This is a genomic window from Streptomyces sp. NPDC044002, assembly GCF_056434525.1.
In genome coordinates, this window is the sequence record NZ_JBWKEZ010000033.1 from 20,088 (window position 1) to 35,537 (window position 15,450).

General features: G+C 73.7%; 16 protein-coding genes. 7 read left to right on the forward strand and 9 right to left on the reverse strand.

The window, feature by feature from the left end; translation table 11 throughout:
* Positions 1-108 precede the first annotated feature (108 nt).
* Positions 109-801 carry a copper homeostasis protein CutC gene (locus AC07A6_RS23660; RefSeq protein WP_478778415.1) on the reverse strand — a complete coding sequence of 231 codons (693 nt, stop codon included), beginning with the start codon at positions 799-801 and terminating at the stop codon, positions 109-111.
* 217 nt (positions 802-1,018) lie between these two features.
* Here AC07A6_RS23660 and AC07A6_RS23665 point away from each other — a divergent pair, with 217 nt between their 5' ends.
* From AC07A6_RS23665 to AC07A6_RS23675, 3 genes are all read left to right on the forward strand, one after another.
* On the forward strand, positions 1,019-2,248 hold the full coding sequence (locus AC07A6_RS23665) for an RNA-guided endonuclease InsQ/TnpB family protein (RefSeq protein WP_478778416.1): 1,230 nt from the start codon (positions 1,019-1,021) through the stop codon (positions 2,246-2,248).
* Positions 2,249-2,307: 59 nt separating this feature from the next.
* Entirely contained in the window at positions 2,308-2,964 is a 657-nt protein-coding gene (locus AC07A6_RS23670; protein ID WP_478778417.1) for an HD domain-containing protein, read from the forward strand.
* Positions 2,965-3,051: 87 nt separating this feature from the next.
* Positions 3,052-4,269, forward strand: a complete 1,218-nt coding sequence (locus AC07A6_RS23675) for a Cmx/CmrA family chloramphenicol efflux MFS transporter (RefSeq protein ID WP_478778418.1) — start codon at positions 3,052-3,054, stop codon at positions 4,267-4,269.
* Here the strand turns inward: AC07A6_RS23675 and AC07A6_RS23680 are convergent.
* The 4 genes from AC07A6_RS23680 to AC07A6_RS23695 all read right to left on the reverse strand — a co-directional run bounded on the left by AC07A6_RS23680 (position 4,259) and on the right by AC07A6_RS23695 (position 7,636).
* Positions 4,259-5,740: a caspase family protein gene (locus tag AC07A6_RS23680; RefSeq protein ID WP_478778419.1), complete on the reverse strand. Its 1,482-nt coding sequence runs from the start codon at positions 5,738-5,740 to the stop codon at positions 4,259-4,261. The two genes, AC07A6_RS23675 and AC07A6_RS23680, sit on opposite strands and share 11 nt — an antisense overlap.
* A complete protein-coding gene (locus AC07A6_RS23685; protein ID WP_478778420.1) occupies positions 5,728-6,885 on the reverse strand; it encodes a lipase family protein in 1,158 nt (385 codons plus the stop codon). Before AC07A6_RS23685 ends, AC07A6_RS23680 begins: the two co-directional genes overlap by 13 nt.
* A gap of 93 nt (positions 6,886-6,978) precedes the next feature.
* Positions 6,979-7,251 (reverse strand): DUF4031 domain-containing protein, encoded by a 273-nt coding sequence (locus AC07A6_RS23690; protein ID WP_478778421.1) that lies wholly within the window; start codon positions 7,249-7,251, stop codon positions 6,979-6,981.
* A 7-nt stretch (positions 7,252-7,258) separates the two neighbouring features.
* A complete protein-coding gene (locus AC07A6_RS23695) occupies positions 7,259-7,636 on the reverse strand; it encodes a hypothetical protein (protein ID WP_125604175.1) in 378 nt (125 codons plus the stop codon).
* 166 nt (positions 7,637-7,802) lie between these two features.
* Here AC07A6_RS23695 and murQ point away from each other — a divergent pair, with 166 nt between their 5' ends.
* Both murQ and AC07A6_RS23705 read left to right on the forward strand, forming a co-directional pair.
* Entirely contained in the window at positions 7,803-8,741 is a 939-nt protein-coding gene (gene murQ / locus AC07A6_RS23700; RefSeq protein ID WP_478778422.1) for an N-acetylmuramic acid 6-phosphate etherase, read from the forward strand.
* Between the two features lie 76 nt (positions 8,742-8,817).
* Entirely contained in the window at positions 8,818-10,320 is a 1,503-nt protein-coding gene (locus tag AC07A6_RS23705) for a PTS transporter subunit EIIC (RefSeq protein WP_478778423.1), read from the forward strand.
* Here the strand turns inward: AC07A6_RS23705 and AC07A6_RS23710 are convergent, their stop codons facing one another.
* From AC07A6_RS23710 to AC07A6_RS23725, 4 genes are all read right to left on the reverse strand, one after another.
* Positions 10,321-10,539: a hypothetical protein gene (locus AC07A6_RS23710; RefSeq protein WP_125813877.1), complete on the reverse strand. Its 219-nt coding sequence runs from the start codon at positions 10,537-10,539 to the stop codon at positions 10,321-10,323.
* A gap of 118 nt (positions 10,540-10,657) precedes the next feature.
* On the reverse strand, positions 10,658-12,115 hold the full coding sequence (locus AC07A6_RS23715) for an outer membrane protein assembly factor BamB family protein (RefSeq protein ID WP_478778424.1): 1,458 nt from the start codon (positions 12,113-12,115) through the stop codon (positions 10,658-10,660).
* A gap of 42 nt (positions 12,116-12,157) precedes the next feature.
* On the reverse strand, positions 12,158-12,907 hold the full coding sequence (locus AC07A6_RS23720) for a LamG domain-containing protein (RefSeq protein ID WP_478778425.1): 750 nt from the start codon (positions 12,905-12,907) through the stop codon (positions 12,158-12,160).
* Positions 12,908-12,962: 55 nt separating this feature from the next.
* On the reverse strand, positions 12,963-13,577 hold the full coding sequence (locus AC07A6_RS23725; protein WP_478778426.1) for a phosphoribosylanthranilate isomerase: 615 nt from the start codon (positions 13,575-13,577) through the stop codon (positions 12,963-12,965).
* 330 nt (positions 13,578-13,907) lie between these two features.
* Here AC07A6_RS23725 and AC07A6_RS23730 point away from each other — a divergent pair, with 330 nt between their 5' ends.
* Together AC07A6_RS23730 and AC07A6_RS23735 are read left to right on the forward strand one after the other, a co-directional pair.
* Entirely contained in the window at positions 13,908-14,771 is an 864-nt protein-coding gene (locus AC07A6_RS23730) for a hypothetical protein (protein WP_478778427.1), read from the forward strand.
* A gap of 59 nt (positions 14,772-14,830) precedes the next feature.
* Positions 14,831-15,412, forward strand: coding sequence for a Uma2 family endonuclease (locus AC07A6_RS23735; protein ID WP_478778428.1), 582 nt, complete (start codon positions 14,831-14,833; stop codon positions 15,410-15,412).
* Positions 15,413-15,450: the final 38 nt, after the last annotated feature.

Consider the following 15,450-nt stretch of genomic DNA (forward strand, 5'->3'; position numbering starts at 1 on the left):
GGAGCGGGGGGTCTGATGTTTGGGGGGTGGCCCCCCCCCCCCCCCCCCCCCCCCCCCCCCCCCCCCCCCCCCCCCCCAGACCAGCCCCCGGCCCGGCCAGGGTGCCGCCTAGGCCAGGGCCGCCCGCCACTGCGCGACCGCCTCCGCGGAGACCGGCCGGTCCCACCCGGAGGGACGGGCCGCGCCGCCGATGTGGAAGGCGTCGACGCCCCCCTCCCGCAGTGCCGGCAGGTGCGCGAGGCTCAGGCCGCCGCCGACCAGGATCCGCGGCCCGTAGCCCGGCTCACCGCGCCGGCCCGCCGCGGCTTCGGCCAGCAGCACCGGGAGCCCGTCCGTGACGCCGGTCGCCGCGCCCGCCGTCAGGTACGTGTCGAGCCCGGGCAGCTCCGCGAGGGCCTTGCGCAGGCCGTCGCGGTCCGCCGCGCGGTCGATGGCCCGGTGGAAGGTCCAGCGGCAGCCGTCCAGCTCCGCGAGCACCGCCTCGACCGCGTCGAGGTCGGGGCTGCCGTCCGGGTGCAGGAAGCCGAGTACGAACTCCTCCGCGCCCTCCGCCCGCAGCCCTCTCGCGGCCTCCACCAGCACGGAGACGTCGCCCGCCGCGAACCCGTCGGACTTGCGGAGCATCACGCGCAGCGGGATGTCGACCGCCGCCCGGATCGCCGCGAAGGTCTCGCGCGGCGGGGTGAGCCCGTCGGCGGCCATGTCGGTGACCAGTTCGAGTCGGTCCGCCCCACCCGCCTGGGCGGCGACCGCGTCCTCCACGTCGAGGGCGATCACCTCCAGGAGCGCACGGTTGCTCATGTGATCCCATCCTTCGAGAAGTGTACGAAAATAGGTCTAGTCCAATGTCCAGGGTACGGGCCCCGACCTGCCCGCAACCAGCAGAATCACCGAATCGGCCGGAAGGCGGTCCGGCCTTTAGGCCCGAGGGGAGGCCTGGGCCCGGTTGAGTCCCTCGTTCGTGGGATCGCCAGAGCCTCTGAACAGGCAGACGAAGCATCTGGCCTACGGTCGCTGCATGGCGACCGCGGAGATGGCCGGGGGTGCCGGGCACGCCCGGAACACCTTCAGGCTGCGCGTGTCGTCCGCAGCGGTCGCGGCACTGCTGGGTGAGTGGGATCGCTCCCGGTGGGTGTGGAACGAGTGTGTGGCCAAGTCCAAGCAGGTCCACGCCTGGAACCAGGCCCGCCCGGAGGGTGCGCAGAAGCGCACGTGTGGTCCGGCAGAGCTGGACAGGATGCTGACCGAAGCCCGTGCCCGTACACCTTGGCTGCGTGAGGGCAGCTCGGTCGCACAGCAGCAGTTGATCCGCGATTTCGGAAACTCGAAGGCCAAGGCGCAGAAAGACATCCGAGACCGAGTACCGATGGCGTGTCGGGCAGGAATGCCGCGGTGGAAGAAGAAGCGCGAAACACCGCCGAGCCTCAACTACACGCGGCGTGGCTTCCGGATCAAGGACGGACGGCTGCACCTGGCCGGGGGCGTCGTACTGACGGTGGTGTGGTCGCGGGAGCTGCAAGCGGCGCCGTCCAGCGTGCGCATCCATCAAGACGCTCTCGGGCATTGGTACGCCAGTTTCGTGGTCCCTGCGCAGGTTGAGCCGCTGTCCGAGACCGGGCGGGTGATCGGGATCGACTGGGGCGTGAAGGAGACCGCGACCACCACCAGCGATGGCCACGACCTCCCGCATGCCGGGCATGGCAGGAAGGCTGCCAAGAACCTGGCTCGCTATCAGCGAATGATGGCCCGCCGGAAGCCGAAGAAGGGGCAGGCCGCCTCGAAGCGCTATCAGGCAGCGAAGAAGAAGGCCGCGAAGCTGCACAAAAAGGTGGCCCGGCAGCGTCAGGACACGGCCCGTAAGTGGGCGAAGGCCGTGGTCCGCGACCACGATGTTCTTGCGGTGGAGGATTTCCGTCCGAAGTTCCTCGCGAAGTCGACCATGGCCAAGAAGGCCGCTGACGCCGCCATCGGCGCCACCAAGAGGGCCCTGATCGAGATGAGCCGCAAGCACGGCCGTGCCGTGCACCTTGTACATCCCGCGCACACCACGATGGACTGCGGGCGGTGCGGAGCGAGAGCCAAGCACGCACTGCCGCTGGGTGAGCGCACCTACACCTGCACCGCGTGCGGAGCTGTGTCCCCCAGGGACAAGAACTCCGCACGCGTCATGCTCGTCCGGGCAGGTCTGAACCCGGCTGGCACTGATCGCACAAGACCTGACCGGGCGCTGCCCGGCCGGGCAGCGTGAGCCAGAAATCCCCGCCCAGCCCGGGAGGGGAGCAGTCAAGTCACCCGCACAATGTCCGCATGGACACGCCCGACACCGCCGCCCAACGCGCCCTCCGCGCCCTCCGCGCCCGCTGGGACGCGACCGCCACCGCCGCCGGTGCCACCCGCGACCCCGCCCCCTACGCCGACCGGCTCCTCGCTGCCTGGGCCGAGCCGCAGCGGCGGTACCACACCACCGCCCACCTGGCCGACGTCCTCGCACGGATCGACGTACTCGCCGGCCACGCCGCCGACCCCGCCGCCGTCGAGCTCGCCGCCTGGTTCCACGACGCCGTCTACCGGCCCGACCGCTCCGAGAACGAGGAGCGCAGCGCCGCCCTCGCCGAGCGCGCCCTGCCCGAGCTCGGCGTCGGCACCGACCGCACCGCCGAGACCGCCCGCCTGGTGCGGCTCACCGTCACCCACGACCCCGCCCCCGGCGACACCAACGGCGAGGTCCTCTGCGACGCCGACCTCGGCGTCCTCGCCGGCACCCCGGACGCGTACGCCGCCTACGCCGCCGCCGTCCGCGCCGAGTACGGCTTCGTCCCCGACGAGGCCTTCCGCACCGGCCGCGCCGCCGTGCTGCGGCAGCTCCTCGCCCTCCCCCGCCTCTTCCGCACCCCGTACGGCACCGCCCACTGGGAGGCCCCGGCCCGCCGCAACCTGGAGGCCGAGCTGGCCGCCCTGACCTGACATACGGGACGGCGGCCGGGAATGCGCCCCACTTCGGGGCGGTTCGGGAAGAACATGCCCGCAGCCTCCGCACGACCCCCGTCCCGCATGCCCGTGGCCGTCTACGTCCTGGGCCTGTCCGTCTTCGCGCTCGGCACGAGCGAATTCATGCTGTCCGGCCTCCTCCCGCCCATCGCCGAGGACATGGGCGTCACCATCCCGCAGGCGGGCCTGCTGATATCCGCCTTCGCGATCGGCATGGTCGTCGGGGCGCCGCTGCTGGCGGTCGCCACCCTGCGCCTGCCGCGCCGCACCACCCTCGTCTCCCTCATCAGCCTCTTCGGCCTCGGCCAGGTGGCGGGCGCGCTGGCCCCCTCGTACGCGTTCCTCTTCGCCTCCCGCGTGGTGTCCGCCCTCGCCTGCGCCGGGTTCTGGGCCGTCGGCGCGGCCGTCGCCATCGCCATGGTCGACAAGGACCAGCGGGCCCGCGCCATGGCCGTCATGATCGGCGGCCTGTCCATCGCCAACGTCCTCGGCGTCCCGGCCGGCGCCTTCCTCGGCGAGCAGCTCGGCTGGCGTTCCGCGTTCTGGTCGGTCGGCGCCGCCTCGGCCGTCGCCCTGGCCGGCATCCTGGCGCTGATCCCGAAGATCCCCCTGCCCGACGAGAAGCCCCGCCTCGGCCGCGAGCTGCGCATCTACCGCGACCGCCAGGTGTGGCTGTCCATCGGCGTCACGGCCCTGGCCGCCGGCGGCGTCTTCTGCGCCTTCAGCTACCTGTCGCCGCTGCTCACGGACGTGGCCGGGCTGGACTCGAAGTGGGTGCCGTGGATCCTCGGCCTGTTCGGCGTCGGCGCGCTGATCGGCACCACCATCGGCGGGCGGATCGCCGACGCGCACCTGTTCGGGGTGATGCTCTGGGGCATCACCGCCTCGACGGTGTTCCTCGGGGCCCTCACCGTGCTGGCCTCCAGCGCCGCCGCCGCGATCGCCCTGTCGTTCCTGCTCGGCGTCTCGGCGTTCTTCACCGCGCCGGCGCTGAACGCCCGGATGTTCAACGTCGCGGGCGCCGCCCCCACCCTCGCCGGAGCCACCACCACCGCCGCGTTCAACCTCGGCAACACCGGCGGCCCCTGGCTCGGCGGCACGGTCATCGACTCCGGGTTCGGCTTCTCCTCCCCGGCATGGGCGGGCGCGGCCATGACCGTCACCGCGATCGCCCTCACGGTCATCGCCCTCCGCCTGGAACGGCGTACGCCGGCGCGCGGGACCCGCGTCGTCGCCGGGTCGGGCCCGCGCGAGGTGTCGGCGGACCCCGTCAGTAGGTGAACGGCATGGAGTGGCCCCGGACCGGATCGACCGTCGCGTTCTGCGTGCGGCCGAGCCCCTCCAGGGTGCCGAGGTGGACCTCGTAGCCGGAGCCGGACTTCAGCAGCCCCGTGTCGATCGGCGCCTCGAACCGCTGGGGGTCGCTGCCGATCTTGACCGACCAGGTCTTCGGCCCGTCGACGGGAAGTACGTATACGCCCTTTGGCCCCACCAGCCAGAGGTTCACCGTCACGTCCTTGGGCAGGGACGTCGACCGGACGATGGCCAGCATGCTGATCCGCCCGCCGTTCCGCACGAAGCAGACCCTGTGCATGACGTCCGCGACAGCGGTCGTGTGCTCGGCTCCGCAGGACTGCCCGGGGACGCTCGCCGGCAGCGGCGCGGCCGCCTTCGGCAGGGCGGACACGGTGCCTGAAGGCGCCGAGGGGGACGGGGACGCCGACGGCGCGGCGATCCCCTGCCCCGGCGCCGCCGCAGCGGTGGCCGTCGGGGCTTCGGGGGCCGCCTTGTCGGCGTCGTCCTGCCCCCGGGACAGGAACATCGCCACGATCGCGACCATCGCCACCAGCGCGAGCACCCCGCCCCCGGCCCACACCCCGGCCGCGCCGGACCGGTCGGCCGGCGCCCGCTTCGCCCGCTTCACCCCCGGAGCGCCGGGGCGCTCCCAGATCTCCACGTCGTCGCCACCGAGCGGCTTGATCACCAGCGTGACGGGGGTCTGCAGCTGCCGGTTGCCCAGGCGGTGACCCGTGAAGTGCTCCTTGACGTGCGCGACCAGCGCGTCGAGGTCCGTGTCCAGCCCCGGCGAGTGCTCCTCCAGCCAGTCCATGACGGCCGTCGAGAAGGCCCCGGTCCGCTGGGCACCGCGCTGCGTCGCCGCCTGTCCGGCCGCCGCGGCGAGCAGCAGGAACTGTTCCACCGCCGCCCGTCCACCCGCCGGCAGGGCGGCGACGTCCGGCCTCCTGTCGCCCGCCTGGACGAAGGTCGCGCAGGCGTCCACGAGGAAGACCTGGCGGCGGCAGCGCGCCACGTCCGGCCTGGTCAGGTAGTCCCGGAGGTCCATCAGGTCCAGGCTGCGCCGCTCGGCCGAGTCGTCCGGGCAGAGCAGCAGCCGGCGGTCACCGCGGTCCAGTACGCCGTGGCCTCCCCAGTAGACGTACAGCACGTCGCCCTCCGGCACGGTGGGCGGCGATGCGAGCCTGTCGATGATCTGGTCGCGGGAGGTGACGGGCTCGATGCCGACACCCAGTTCCCTCGCCCGGGTGTTCAGCTCGGGCCACGAGCCGGGCAGCGGTGCCAGCAGCAGCCTGATGTTCCCGCCCGGGACCCCGCGCCTGCGCAGCCAGCGGGCGAGCCGCATCGCGTCGGCCGCGGCGCCGGGCAGCTGCCCGTCCCCCATGTGCGGGTACTGCTCGATGCCGACCAGCAGCGCGTGCACGCGTTCCGGGTCGGGGGCGGTCATCTCAGCCATGCGTCGACCGCGCTCCAGACGTCGGGGTTGGACCAGTACGTGGTGTGCGCCCAGGGGAAGGGCTGCCGGTTGTCGACGCGGTGGTCGTCGGCCCGGCCCGGGAACACCTCCGAGGCCCGGTACGAGAGCAGGTCGCGGTCGTCGTAGAGGTTCAGCCACCGCGCCGGGAAGCCCGGCGGCAGGCCCTCCGGATGTTCGAGCGAGACCAGGGCGCCGATCTCGTAGAAGTACGGCGCCTGCGAGCCGACGGTGATCAGCTGGTCCACGCGTTCCAGCCGCTCGCGCACCAGCAGGTCGACGCAGGCGACCCCGCCGAGGCTGTGCGCGATCACGGTGACCGCGTCCCCGGGGGCGTTCTCGACCGACCTCTTGATCAGGTCGCGTACGCCCTGGCCGCGCGCCTGGTACCGCAGGATGTCGCCGACCGCCGGCAGGGCGGCGTCACCCCACGCCCCCCGGCGGTGGCGGCCGCGCCAGCCGACGGGCCGGGCGAGCGCCTTGGCGAGGAAGCCGCCGACGGACCTGCCCTCGGCGTACAGCTCGGTGCCGAGCAGGGTCAGCAGTTCGTCGCGCACGACGCCGGAGACCTCGCCGCCCCGGTCGAAGGAGAGCGCGATGGTCATGGCCACCACCGCGCGGGCGAAGGCGCGCCGGTGCTCGGTGCCGTCGGTGTCCGCGGTGGCGGCGGCGGCGTGGAGCTCCGGCGCGGCCACCACGGCCCGCAGGGCCTCGGTGAACTCCTCGGCCAGGCCGCGCGCGGCGAAGGCCGCGACCACCGCGGGCCCCGGCACGTATCCGGTGACCTCGGCAAGGAATTCGTCGGAGGGCGGCAGTCCGAAGCCGAAACCGGTCTCGGGGGCGGGCTGGAGCCCGAGCAGCCGCAGTTCGTGCCAGGGGTCCTCGTACAGGACCTCCCAGACCTCGATCTCGTCGTCCTCCGGCGCGCCGCCGCGCGAACGCCGGTAGTGCGGGACGGAGGCCCCGTCGAGGATCATGGACGCGCCCTGCTCCCTGCCCCAGAAGCAGCCGCGGACCTCCATCCCGGGGCGGATGTCCGCGAGCCGGGCCCGGACCGCGCCGAAGGTCTCCTTGTAGGACGCCTCCCGGACCCCGGTCCCGTGTACGAACAGCACTGACCGACGCACGATCCCCCTCATGCCCAATGCCTATGCGAGTGGCCGAACCGCGGTCATCCTAGTCCAGCAAATCGCCCTGCAAGCAGGAGAGATGACGGGCATTCAGGCCACGGGCGGGCGATGTTTCGGCCGTCTCAGCCCCGCTGCGGTCAGGCGGCGGACCAGCTCCTTGCTGCCGATCTCCACCGCGCCCGCCGCCACGGCGTCCGCGTAGCGGTGCGAGGGCACGTCGTAGTGGTCCCGCTCGAAGGCCCGCGGCGGGCAGCCGATGCCCGCCGCGAAGGCGTGCAGCTCCTCGAACGAGACGTCGCTGACCAGGTGCGACCACAGGCGGCCGTGGCCCGGCCAGACCGGCGGGTCGATGTACACCGTCACCGGCGGCTCACCGGCCCGGGTGGAAGACGGGGCCGAGACCGCCGACCGCCGCCACCCTCACCCCGGCCTCCGAGCACACCCAGTGCGGGTCGGGCCCCAGCTCCGGTTCCACGTCCAGCGCGTGCGGGTCCCCGTGCGCGCAGACGGGGCACAGCGGCCAGCGCCCGTACTTCTCCAGCAGGGCGTCCTTCACGTCCTGCGCGACGAGTCCGGCGAGGTAGTCGACCCCCTCCGGCCACTGCTCCACCCACCACCGGCGGTGCGTGACCGAGTCCTCGACGAGGGAGACGACATCGGCATCGGCGACCTCACCTGCGGCGAGATCGGCGAGAACGAGCGCACGGGCGACATGCAGCGCCTGCTCCAGGGGGGTCGCGTGGTCCATGGGGACATTGTGAACCCCGACCGGGCCCCAGACGAAGGGCCTCTTTACATGTAATTTGCTCGGATTTTCTATTATTTGTCCTCCTGCTTCGGCGCCGTCCCCCGGCCGGGGCGCGGCCGGGGCGTGCCTTCTTGCCCCCGGCCCCGCCGGGAAATACGTTCCAGCCGTGAGCGAGAACCGCACCACCGCCTACGCCGACCTCCGCGCGCAGCTCGACACGCTGACCACGGAGGCCTTCCGGCCCGAGCTGGCGGAGATCGACCGGCTCCCCACGCTGGAGATCGTGCGCGCCATGAACGCCGAGGACGCCACCGTCCCCGCCGCCGTCGCCGCGCAGCTGGAACCGATCGCCGCCGCCGTCGACGCGATCGCCGAGCGGATGGCCCGCGGCGGCCGGCTGGTCTACGCGGGCGCCGGGACCGCCGGCCGGCTCGGGGTGCTGGACGCCAGCGAGTGCCCGCCCACCTTCAACACCGACCCGGCGCAGGTCGTCGGCCTGATCGCGGGCGGCCCCGGGGCCATGGTGCGGGCCGTCGAGGGCGCCGAGGACTCGCGGGAGCTGGCCGCCGCCGACCTGGCCGCCCTCGGCCTGACCCGCGACGACACCGTCGTCGGCGTCTCCGCCTCGGGCCGCACCCCGTACGCGGTCGGCGCGGTCGAGTACGCCCGCGCGCGCGGCGCGCTCACCGTCGGCCTGTCCTGCAACGCCGGATCCGCCCTGGCCGCGGCCGCCGAACACGGCATCGAGGTGGTCGTCGGGCCCGAGCTGCTCACCGGCTCCACCCGGCTGAAGGCCGGCACGGCGCAGAAGCTCGTACTGAACCTGATCTCGACGGTCACGATGATCCGCCTCGGCAAGACGTACGGGAACCTCATGGTCGACGTGCGCGCGACGAACGAGAAGCTGCGCGCCCGCGCCCGCCGCATCGTCGCCCTGGCCACGGGCGCGCCCGACGCGGAGATCGAGGCGGCGCTCGCGGCGACGGGCGGCGAGGTGAAGGACGCCGTCCTCGTCGTGCTCGGCGGGGTCGACGGGCCGGAGGCCGCACGGCTGCTCGCCGAGTCCGGCGGGCACCTCCGCGAAGCCCTCGCCCGGACCCGGTAGGCCCCGGCAGGACCCGGTAGGACCCGGTAGGACCCGGTAGGACCCCGTTCGCCATCCCCCCACGCAAGGCGAGTACATGTCCGCTGAACCCGCTGAACCCACTGACAAGAACCGCGCCACCGCCGCCGCGCTCCTCCCCCTGGTCGGCGGCCCGGACAACATCACCTCCGTCGCGCACTGCATGACCCGCCTGCGGATCGGGCTGCGCGACCGCTCCCTCGTCGACGACGCCGCCCTGCGGGCGGTGCCCGGGGTGCTGGGCGTGGTCGAGGACGACGACACCTACCAGGTCGTGCTGGGGCCGGGCGTCGTCGCCCGGGTCACGCCCGAGTTCGAGGCGCTGGTGGAGGAGGGCCGCCCGGCCGGCCCGCAGCCCGTCACCGCCGGTGGCCTCGCCGAGCGGGGCGCCGCGCTGAAGGAGGCGCGGAAGGCGCGGAACGCCACCCCGTTCAAGCTGTTCCTGCGCCGCATCGCGAACGTGTTCGTCCCGCTGATCCCCGCCCTGATCGGCTGCGGGGTCATCGCGGGCCTGAACGGCCTGCTCACCAACCTCGGCTGGGCTCCGGCCCTGGTGCCGGCCCTCGCGGCGATCGCGTCCGGGTTCATGTCGCTGATCGCGGTGTTCGTCGGCTTCAACACCGCCAAGGAGTTCGGCGGCACCCCCGTGCTCGGCGGGGCCGTCGCCGCCGTCATCGTCTTCCCGGGCGTGGCGAAGATCGACGCCTTCGGCGCGCACCTCTCCCCCGGCCAGGGCGGGGTCCTCGGCGCGCTGGCGGCGGCGCTGCTCGCGGTGCACGTGGAGCGGTGGTGCCGGCGCCGGGTGCCGGAGACGCTGGACGTGCTGGTCACGCCGACCCTCACGGTCCTCGTCACCGGGCTGGTCACCCTCTACGGGCTGATGTTCCTCGCCGGTGAGGCCGCCGCCGCGATCGGCGCCTTCGCGAACTGGCTGCTGGCCGCCGGCGGGGCCTTCGCCGGGCTGGTGCTGGGCGGGCTGTTCCTGCCGCTGGTGATGCTGGGGCTGCACCAGGCGCTGATCCCCATCCACACCACCCTCATCGAGCAGTCCGGCCACACCGTCCTGCTGCCGATCCTCGCCATGGCCGGCGCCGGCCAGGTCGGGGCGGCCCTCGCCGTCTACTGCCGCCTCCCGCGCAACGGCTCCGTCCGCGCCACCGTCAAGTCCGCGCTCCCGGCCGGCCTCCTGGGGGTGGGCGAGCCGCTGATCTACGGGGTCTCGCTGCCGCTGGGCCGCCCGTTCGTCACCGCCTGCGTCGGCGGCGCGGCGGGCGGGGCCTTCGTCGGGCTGTGCAACCAGCTGGGCGTGGCGTTCGGCTCGAAGGCCATCGGCCCGTCGGGCTGGGCGCTGTTCCCGCTGCTGGACGGTACGGCGGGCATGGGCGTGACCGTCGCCGTCTACGCGGGCGGCCTCGCGGTCGGGTACCTGGCCGGCTTCGCCGCGACGTACTTCTTCGGGTTCACGAAGCGGATGCTGGCCGACCTGGACACCGACGCGGGAGCCGGCGCCCCGCCCGCCCCGGCCGGCCCCGCCTCCGCGAAGGAGCCGGTGCCGGCCTGATCAGCCGCCGCGGTGTTCCTGGAGCACGGCGGCCAGCCGCAGCGCGGTGTCGATGTTGCAGCGCCCCAGGTCGACGAGCGGCAGCCCGTACGACCCGGCGGCCGAGACCCGCTCGACGTCCAGGGACGGGAAGACCACCCCCACCCCGTGGAGGGCGTCCTTCAGCTGCCGTACGGCCTCCTCGGCCGCCCGCATCCGCTCCTGCGGGGTGAACGTCATGACGTGCCGCCTTCCACTCCGGGTGTTGGGGTCAGGCACACAGAGTGGCGATCATGGGCGCGGCCTTCAACCGGCCCCCCGACCCGCCCGGGTCGTCCGGGTCGTCCGACGGGCCGGGTCACCAGCCCCAGACGGGCCTGACCTCGAAGGTCGGGAACAGGGCGTCGTCGGCGTCCAGGTTGACGAAGACGTAGAAGCCGGGCGGGCCCGCACGGAACACGAAGCGGCTGCCCAGCGGCATCTCGCGCAGGATCGTCGCCTCCTCCCGGCGCCCGCCGTCGCCCTCGCCGAGCCTGGTCAGGTACGTCCACCAGTGGTCGGAGGTGACCACCGCGACCTCCCCCGGCCCGGCCGCCGCCGCCAGGCCCAGCACCTGCTCCTCCCCGAAACCCCGGTGCCAGGCGCGGCGGCCGTCGGTGAGGGAGTACGCGGACACCCCCGACTTCTTCCCGGCCCCCACCGCGCTGACCAGCAGGCCGCCCGTCACCAGCGGCTCCCCTTGCAGCTCGGCGGCCGCCACCGTGCCCCGCGCACGACCCCCGGCGTCGAAGAGCAGGACGGCGTCCGTTCCCCGCGGGGCGGACTCCTTGACGCGGACCGCGAGCGGCTCGGCCGACAGCACCCGCACCTCGCCGAGCGCGCTCGCCGTCGGCAGGGCGGCCTCCCACGCGCGGGCCCCCGTACGGGCGTCGACGGCGAAGAGCCGCGCCTTCGTCCGGCCCGCGCACTCCTCGACGTACACGGCCCGCTCCCCGGCCCCTCCCACGCCCGCGACCCGGCAGTCGGCGGCGACGGGCAGCCGCCAGCGCTCCCCGCCCCCGCGCAGGTCGAGTCCGGCCACGGAGTCCGGCTGCGTCAGGACGGCGGTGTCACCGACGGCGGCGACCTGCGCCGAGGACGCGTCCCGCGTCCAGAGGCGGCGGCCTTCCTTCAGGTCCACGGCGGCGACCTGCTTCCCGCAGCCCCCCGTGCCCCCGTCGTAGGCCATCAGCCCGATGCCCCGGGAGGTGTCGCGGCTCAGCGCGCACACGGCCGTGCGCTCCGGGGCCGGCAGCCGCCAGCCGTGGCGGCCCTCCCCGTCGAAGGCGACGAGCCCGTCCACCCGGGCCCGTACGAGCATCCCGCCTCCCGAATCCGGCAGCGCCCACACCCCCACCGGCTTCGCCGCGCCCGAGCCGTCGGCCATCTGCCAGCCGGAGACGTACATCTGCGGGCCGCGCATCCACTCATAGGCCCGCCAGCCGGGCCACAGCGCGGCCAGCGCCACGGCACCGGCGACCAGGGTCACCAGGCAGGAGCGCCGCCGCACCCCCTCCGGGACGGCCTTCCACAGCAGCACCGCGGCCGTCCCGAGGGCCGGAGTGAAGAGCATCAGCCAGCCCATGCCACGCGGGCAGGTGTCGGAGCCGCACTCGTTGCCGGGCATGTCGACGAACGACAGCTTCCAGAAGAGCACGAAGTACATCAGCGTCACCACGCCGAACGCCGCGGCGGCACAGATCAGGAGCAGCGCCCAGAGCCGCTCCGACAGTGGTGTCCCCTTGTTTCCCTTGTTTCCCTTGTTTCCCTTGTTCATGATCCCCCCGGCCGCAGCCTAACGACCGGGACCGGGCCGGTACTACGCCCGGTGGACGCGCAGTTGGGACACCTCGTACGACATCTCCGTGAGCCCCGGGCCCGGGGCGGGGTGGTGGCGGCCGGCGCAGACGGACAGGTTGACGATCAGGTACGCGTGCCAGCCGCGGCCGACGCCCCGGCCGTCGGAGTAGACGCGCAGGCCGTTCACCCACCAGATGACGGACCTGCGGCCGAACTCCACCTTCAGGTCGAGCCAGGCGCCGGGGTGCACGGTCGGGTCGCGGAGGTAGCGGTGCGCCTCTCGGACGTGGTTGGACAGTTCCAGCAGGTCGGGGTTGTCGGGGTGGTACTCGAAGACGTCGATCTCCTGGCCGCCGTCCCGCCAGGTCCAGATGGCGGGCCAGGCGCCGATCTCCTCCGGCAGCCGGACGCGGGCCTCCAGCACGTCGCCGGTGCGGACCTCGAAGCCCTCGTCACTGCCCTCGGTGGTGAGCAGCCCGGCGTCCCAGTTCCCGTCGGGGCGCAGGGTCGCGCGGAAGGTGCCGGAGCGGCTGTAGGCGGGGTCGGCGGTGAGGTGGTCGAGCTTGTTGTCGCCGGGATTGACGGGGCCGCCGTCGGGATAGGCCCAGGAGCGGCCGGCCACCCATTGGGTGGTGGAGGTGAAGTCGGCGGTGAAGACGGGGGTGAGGCGCGGGGTGAACACGGGCAGCAGCCCCCCGCCGCCGCCCGCGGGGGCGAGGCGGCGGGTCAGGCGCCGCAGCCAGCCGTGCGTTTCCGGTTCCGGGTCCATGCGGCGGTTGTGCCCGCCCGGCCCGCCCCGAACCCCCCGTTCTCACTCAGAGTAATCATACGATCGCGCGCGCGGCCTCGATGAAGGCGCGGATCAGCTCGGGGGACTTCACCCCGCGTTCCCGCTCGACCCCGCTGGAGACGTCCACGCCCCAGGCGCCGGTGGCACAGACGGCCTCGCGCACATTGGCCGGGCTCAGCCCGCCGGCCAGCAGCCACCGCCCCTCGGGCGCCGTGAACTGCGCGGATCCCCAGTTCCAGGGCTTGCCGGAGCCCGGGTCGGGGGCGTCGATGAGGAGCAGGTCCTCCCCGTACTCCCCGCAGCGCGCGACGTGCTCGGCGGTGGCGCGCAGCAGCGTGCGCCCCGGAGCTCGCAGGCGCGCGTAGTGGTCGGCGGGTTCGTCGCCGTGCAGCTGTACGCCGCGCACGCCGCTCTCCTCGGCGAGCCGGCGCACCTCCTCGACGGGCTGCCCGCGGAACACCCCGACGGTCAGCACCCCGTCGGGCACCCGCGCGGCCAGCTCCCGGGCCAGCGCGGCGTCGACGGTCCGGGGGCTGCCCGGGGCGAAGACGAACCCGACGGCGTCGGCCCCGGCCTCCACGGCCACGTCGACGTCGTGGGGGGTCTTCAGCCCGCAGATCTTGACGAACACGCTCTTCCCGTCGCTCATGCCGTCAAGTCAACCAAACACCGCTCTGCCGCGCCGATACGTCCCACGCTCCGGGCACTCCCCGGGCACTCCCCGGGCACCCGCGCGGCCCCGGGGCTCAAGTCCCGAGAGTCCGAGCCCTTTGTCTGTGGAATGGGTGGTGGGCGGAGCCCACCACCACCCACCGCCCTCCCCAACGCCCGCCCATACCAGGCGGGATGACGATCCGTGACCGGCTTGCCACGCAGGGCCATCAGGGCCTACCTTGCGGCTGGAAACGTAAATCGGCCCCCGCTGGTGCGGCAACACCAAACGAGGGCCTGACCATCGAGATCGAAAGCGCACGATCCTATGGATGTCGTTCAGCTTAGTGCTGCCCCGCACCCCCTGGCCAAGCCCGGCTACGGCAAAATCGCCGCGCCGGAGCAAGCGCCCCGCACCGCCCGCGACTTCGCGCACCTCCCGGCCCGTGAGGCGGCCGTCGCCGGGTACCTCGACCGGCTGCCGGACGGCGCCGACATCAGCGTGAAGACCCTCGCCGCCGTCCTGCCCCTGTGGGGCCAGTGCGCCCTGCGCACCGCCCTCAACCGGCTGGCCACCGCCGGGCACCTGCACCGCGTACGGGAGCGGCTGCCCGGACCGGTCACCCGCTGGGTCACCCGTACGTTCTTCTCCCGCACGGCCCGCGACGGCGCCTGGTGGGCCCGGTTCACCCAGAGGGATTGCCCCGCACCGACGGCCCCGCCACCACCCACACCGGTGCCCCCGGCCCGGACCGATGCCCCGGATGACGCGTACGCCATCCTCTCCTCCCTCGGCCGCACCGCCCCCGCCCTGGCACTGTCCAAGGCCGACTGCACGGCCCTCGCCCCGCTCCTCGTCCCCTGGCTGGCCCAGGGAGCCTCCCCCGACCGGATCCGGCTCGCCCTCACCGCCGGCCTGCCGCCCGTGGTCCACCACCCGGCGGCCCTGGTCCGCAAACGCCTGGAGTCCAAACTCCCCGCCGCACCGGCCCCGGCAGACGCTCCACCCCCACCCCCACCCCGCGCCGAGTGCACCGAATGCCGCGCCCCCGGCCCGCCCGGCGCCTTCACCGAGGGCCGCTGCCGCGCCTGCCGCCCCGAAGCCCCCCGCCCGCCGGTCTTCACCCCGCCCCTCACCCCGGCCGAGGTCCGCGCCCGTGCGGCACTCGTCCGCGAAAGGAACCGCCGATGACCAGTCCGCCCCTCCACCGTCGCCGAACCGGGGCACCATGGTGTCGAGGAGGCAACGCCATGACCCCCAGCACCGCCGCGCACGCCCAGATGTCCCTGACGGACTTCGAGACGCTGGCCCGCCGCGCACCCGAGACAGTGACGCTCGAATTCATCAAAGGAAAGCTGGAGGTCAAGCCGGTGCCCGACGGCGACCACGACGAGATCATCATGTGGGTCGCGGACCAGTGCATGGCGCACCGCCCCGATCTGCGCCTGTACCGCGAGCGTGGGCTCCGCATCGAGCAGTACCGCAACGGTCGCGCCCGGCCGGACGGGGTTCTCGCGCCGAAGCGTCATTTCTCCGGGCACGGCGAATGGTCCGACCCCGCTGGAGTGCTGATGGCCGTCGAGGTGGCCTCGCACGACCACGACACCGAGCGTCGCGACCGGCAGGACAAGCGCGAGGGTTACGCACAGGCGGGCATTCCCGTGTTCTTGCTGATCGATCGCGACAGCGACACGCTCACCGTGCACAGCGAGCCGGAGGGCGGACGCTACCGCCAGGAGAGGTCCTGCGCCTACGGCGGGACCCTCGCCCTCCCCGAGCCGGTCGGATTCTCGCTCGCCACCGAGGAACTCCAGGACTACGCCGCCCACTGACCCCCGCCCCCAACGCCCGAGGGCGGCACCCCTTGCGG

What these genes read in the sequence shown, in the direction of transcription:
- AC07A6_RS23660 (WP_478778415.1), bottom strand. Translation starts at nt 801, where the DNA reads ATGAGCAACCGTGCGCTCCTGGAGGTGATCGCCCTCGACGTGGAGGAC.
- AC07A6_RS23665 (WP_478778416.1), top strand. Translation starts at nt 1,019, where the DNA reads ATGGCGACCGCGGAGATGGCCGGGGGTGCCGGGCACGCCCGGAACACC.
- AC07A6_RS23670 (WP_478778417.1), top strand. Translation starts at nt 2,308, where the DNA reads ATGGACACGCCCGACACCGCCGCCCAACGCGCCCTCCGCGCCCTCCGC.
- AC07A6_RS23675 (WP_478778418.1), top strand. Translation starts at nt 3,052, where the DNA reads ATGCCCGTGGCCGTCTACGTCCTGGGCCTGTCCGTCTTCGCGCTCGGC.
- AC07A6_RS23680 (WP_478778419.1), bottom strand. Translation starts at nt 5,740, where the DNA reads ATGGCTGAGATGACCGCCCCCGACCCGGAACGCGTGCACGCGCTGCTG.
- AC07A6_RS23695 (WP_125604175.1), bottom strand. Translation starts at nt 7,636, where the DNA reads ATGGACCACGCGACCCCCCTGGAGCAGGCGCTGCATGTCGCCCGTGCG.
- AC07A6_RS23705 (WP_478778423.1), top strand. Translation starts at nt 8,818, where the DNA reads ATGTCCGCTGAACCCGCTGAACCCACTGACAAGAACCGCGCCACCGCC.
- AC07A6_RS23710 (WP_125813877.1), bottom strand. Translation starts at nt 10,539, where the DNA reads ATGACGTTCACCCCGCAGGAGCGGATGCGGGCGGCCGAGGAGGCCGTA.
- AC07A6_RS23715 (WP_478778424.1), bottom strand. Translation starts at nt 12,115, where the DNA reads ATGAACAAGGGAAACAAGGGAAACAAGGGAAACAAGGGGACACCACTG.
- AC07A6_RS23720 (WP_478778425.1), bottom strand. Translation starts at nt 12,907, where the DNA reads ATGGACCCGGAACCGGAAACGCACGGCTGGCTGCGGCGCCTGACCCGC.
- AC07A6_RS23725 (WP_478778426.1), bottom strand. Translation starts at nt 13,577, where the DNA reads ATGAGCGACGGGAAGAGCGTGTTCGTCAAGATCTGCGGGCTGAAGACC.
- AC07A6_RS23730 (WP_478778427.1), top strand. Translation starts at nt 13,908, where the DNA reads ATGGATGTCGTTCAGCTTAGTGCTGCCCCGCACCCCCTGGCCAAGCCC.
- AC07A6_RS23735 (WP_478778428.1), top strand. Translation starts at nt 14,831, where the DNA reads ATGACCCCCAGCACCGCCGCGCACGCCCAGATGTCCCTGACGGACTTC.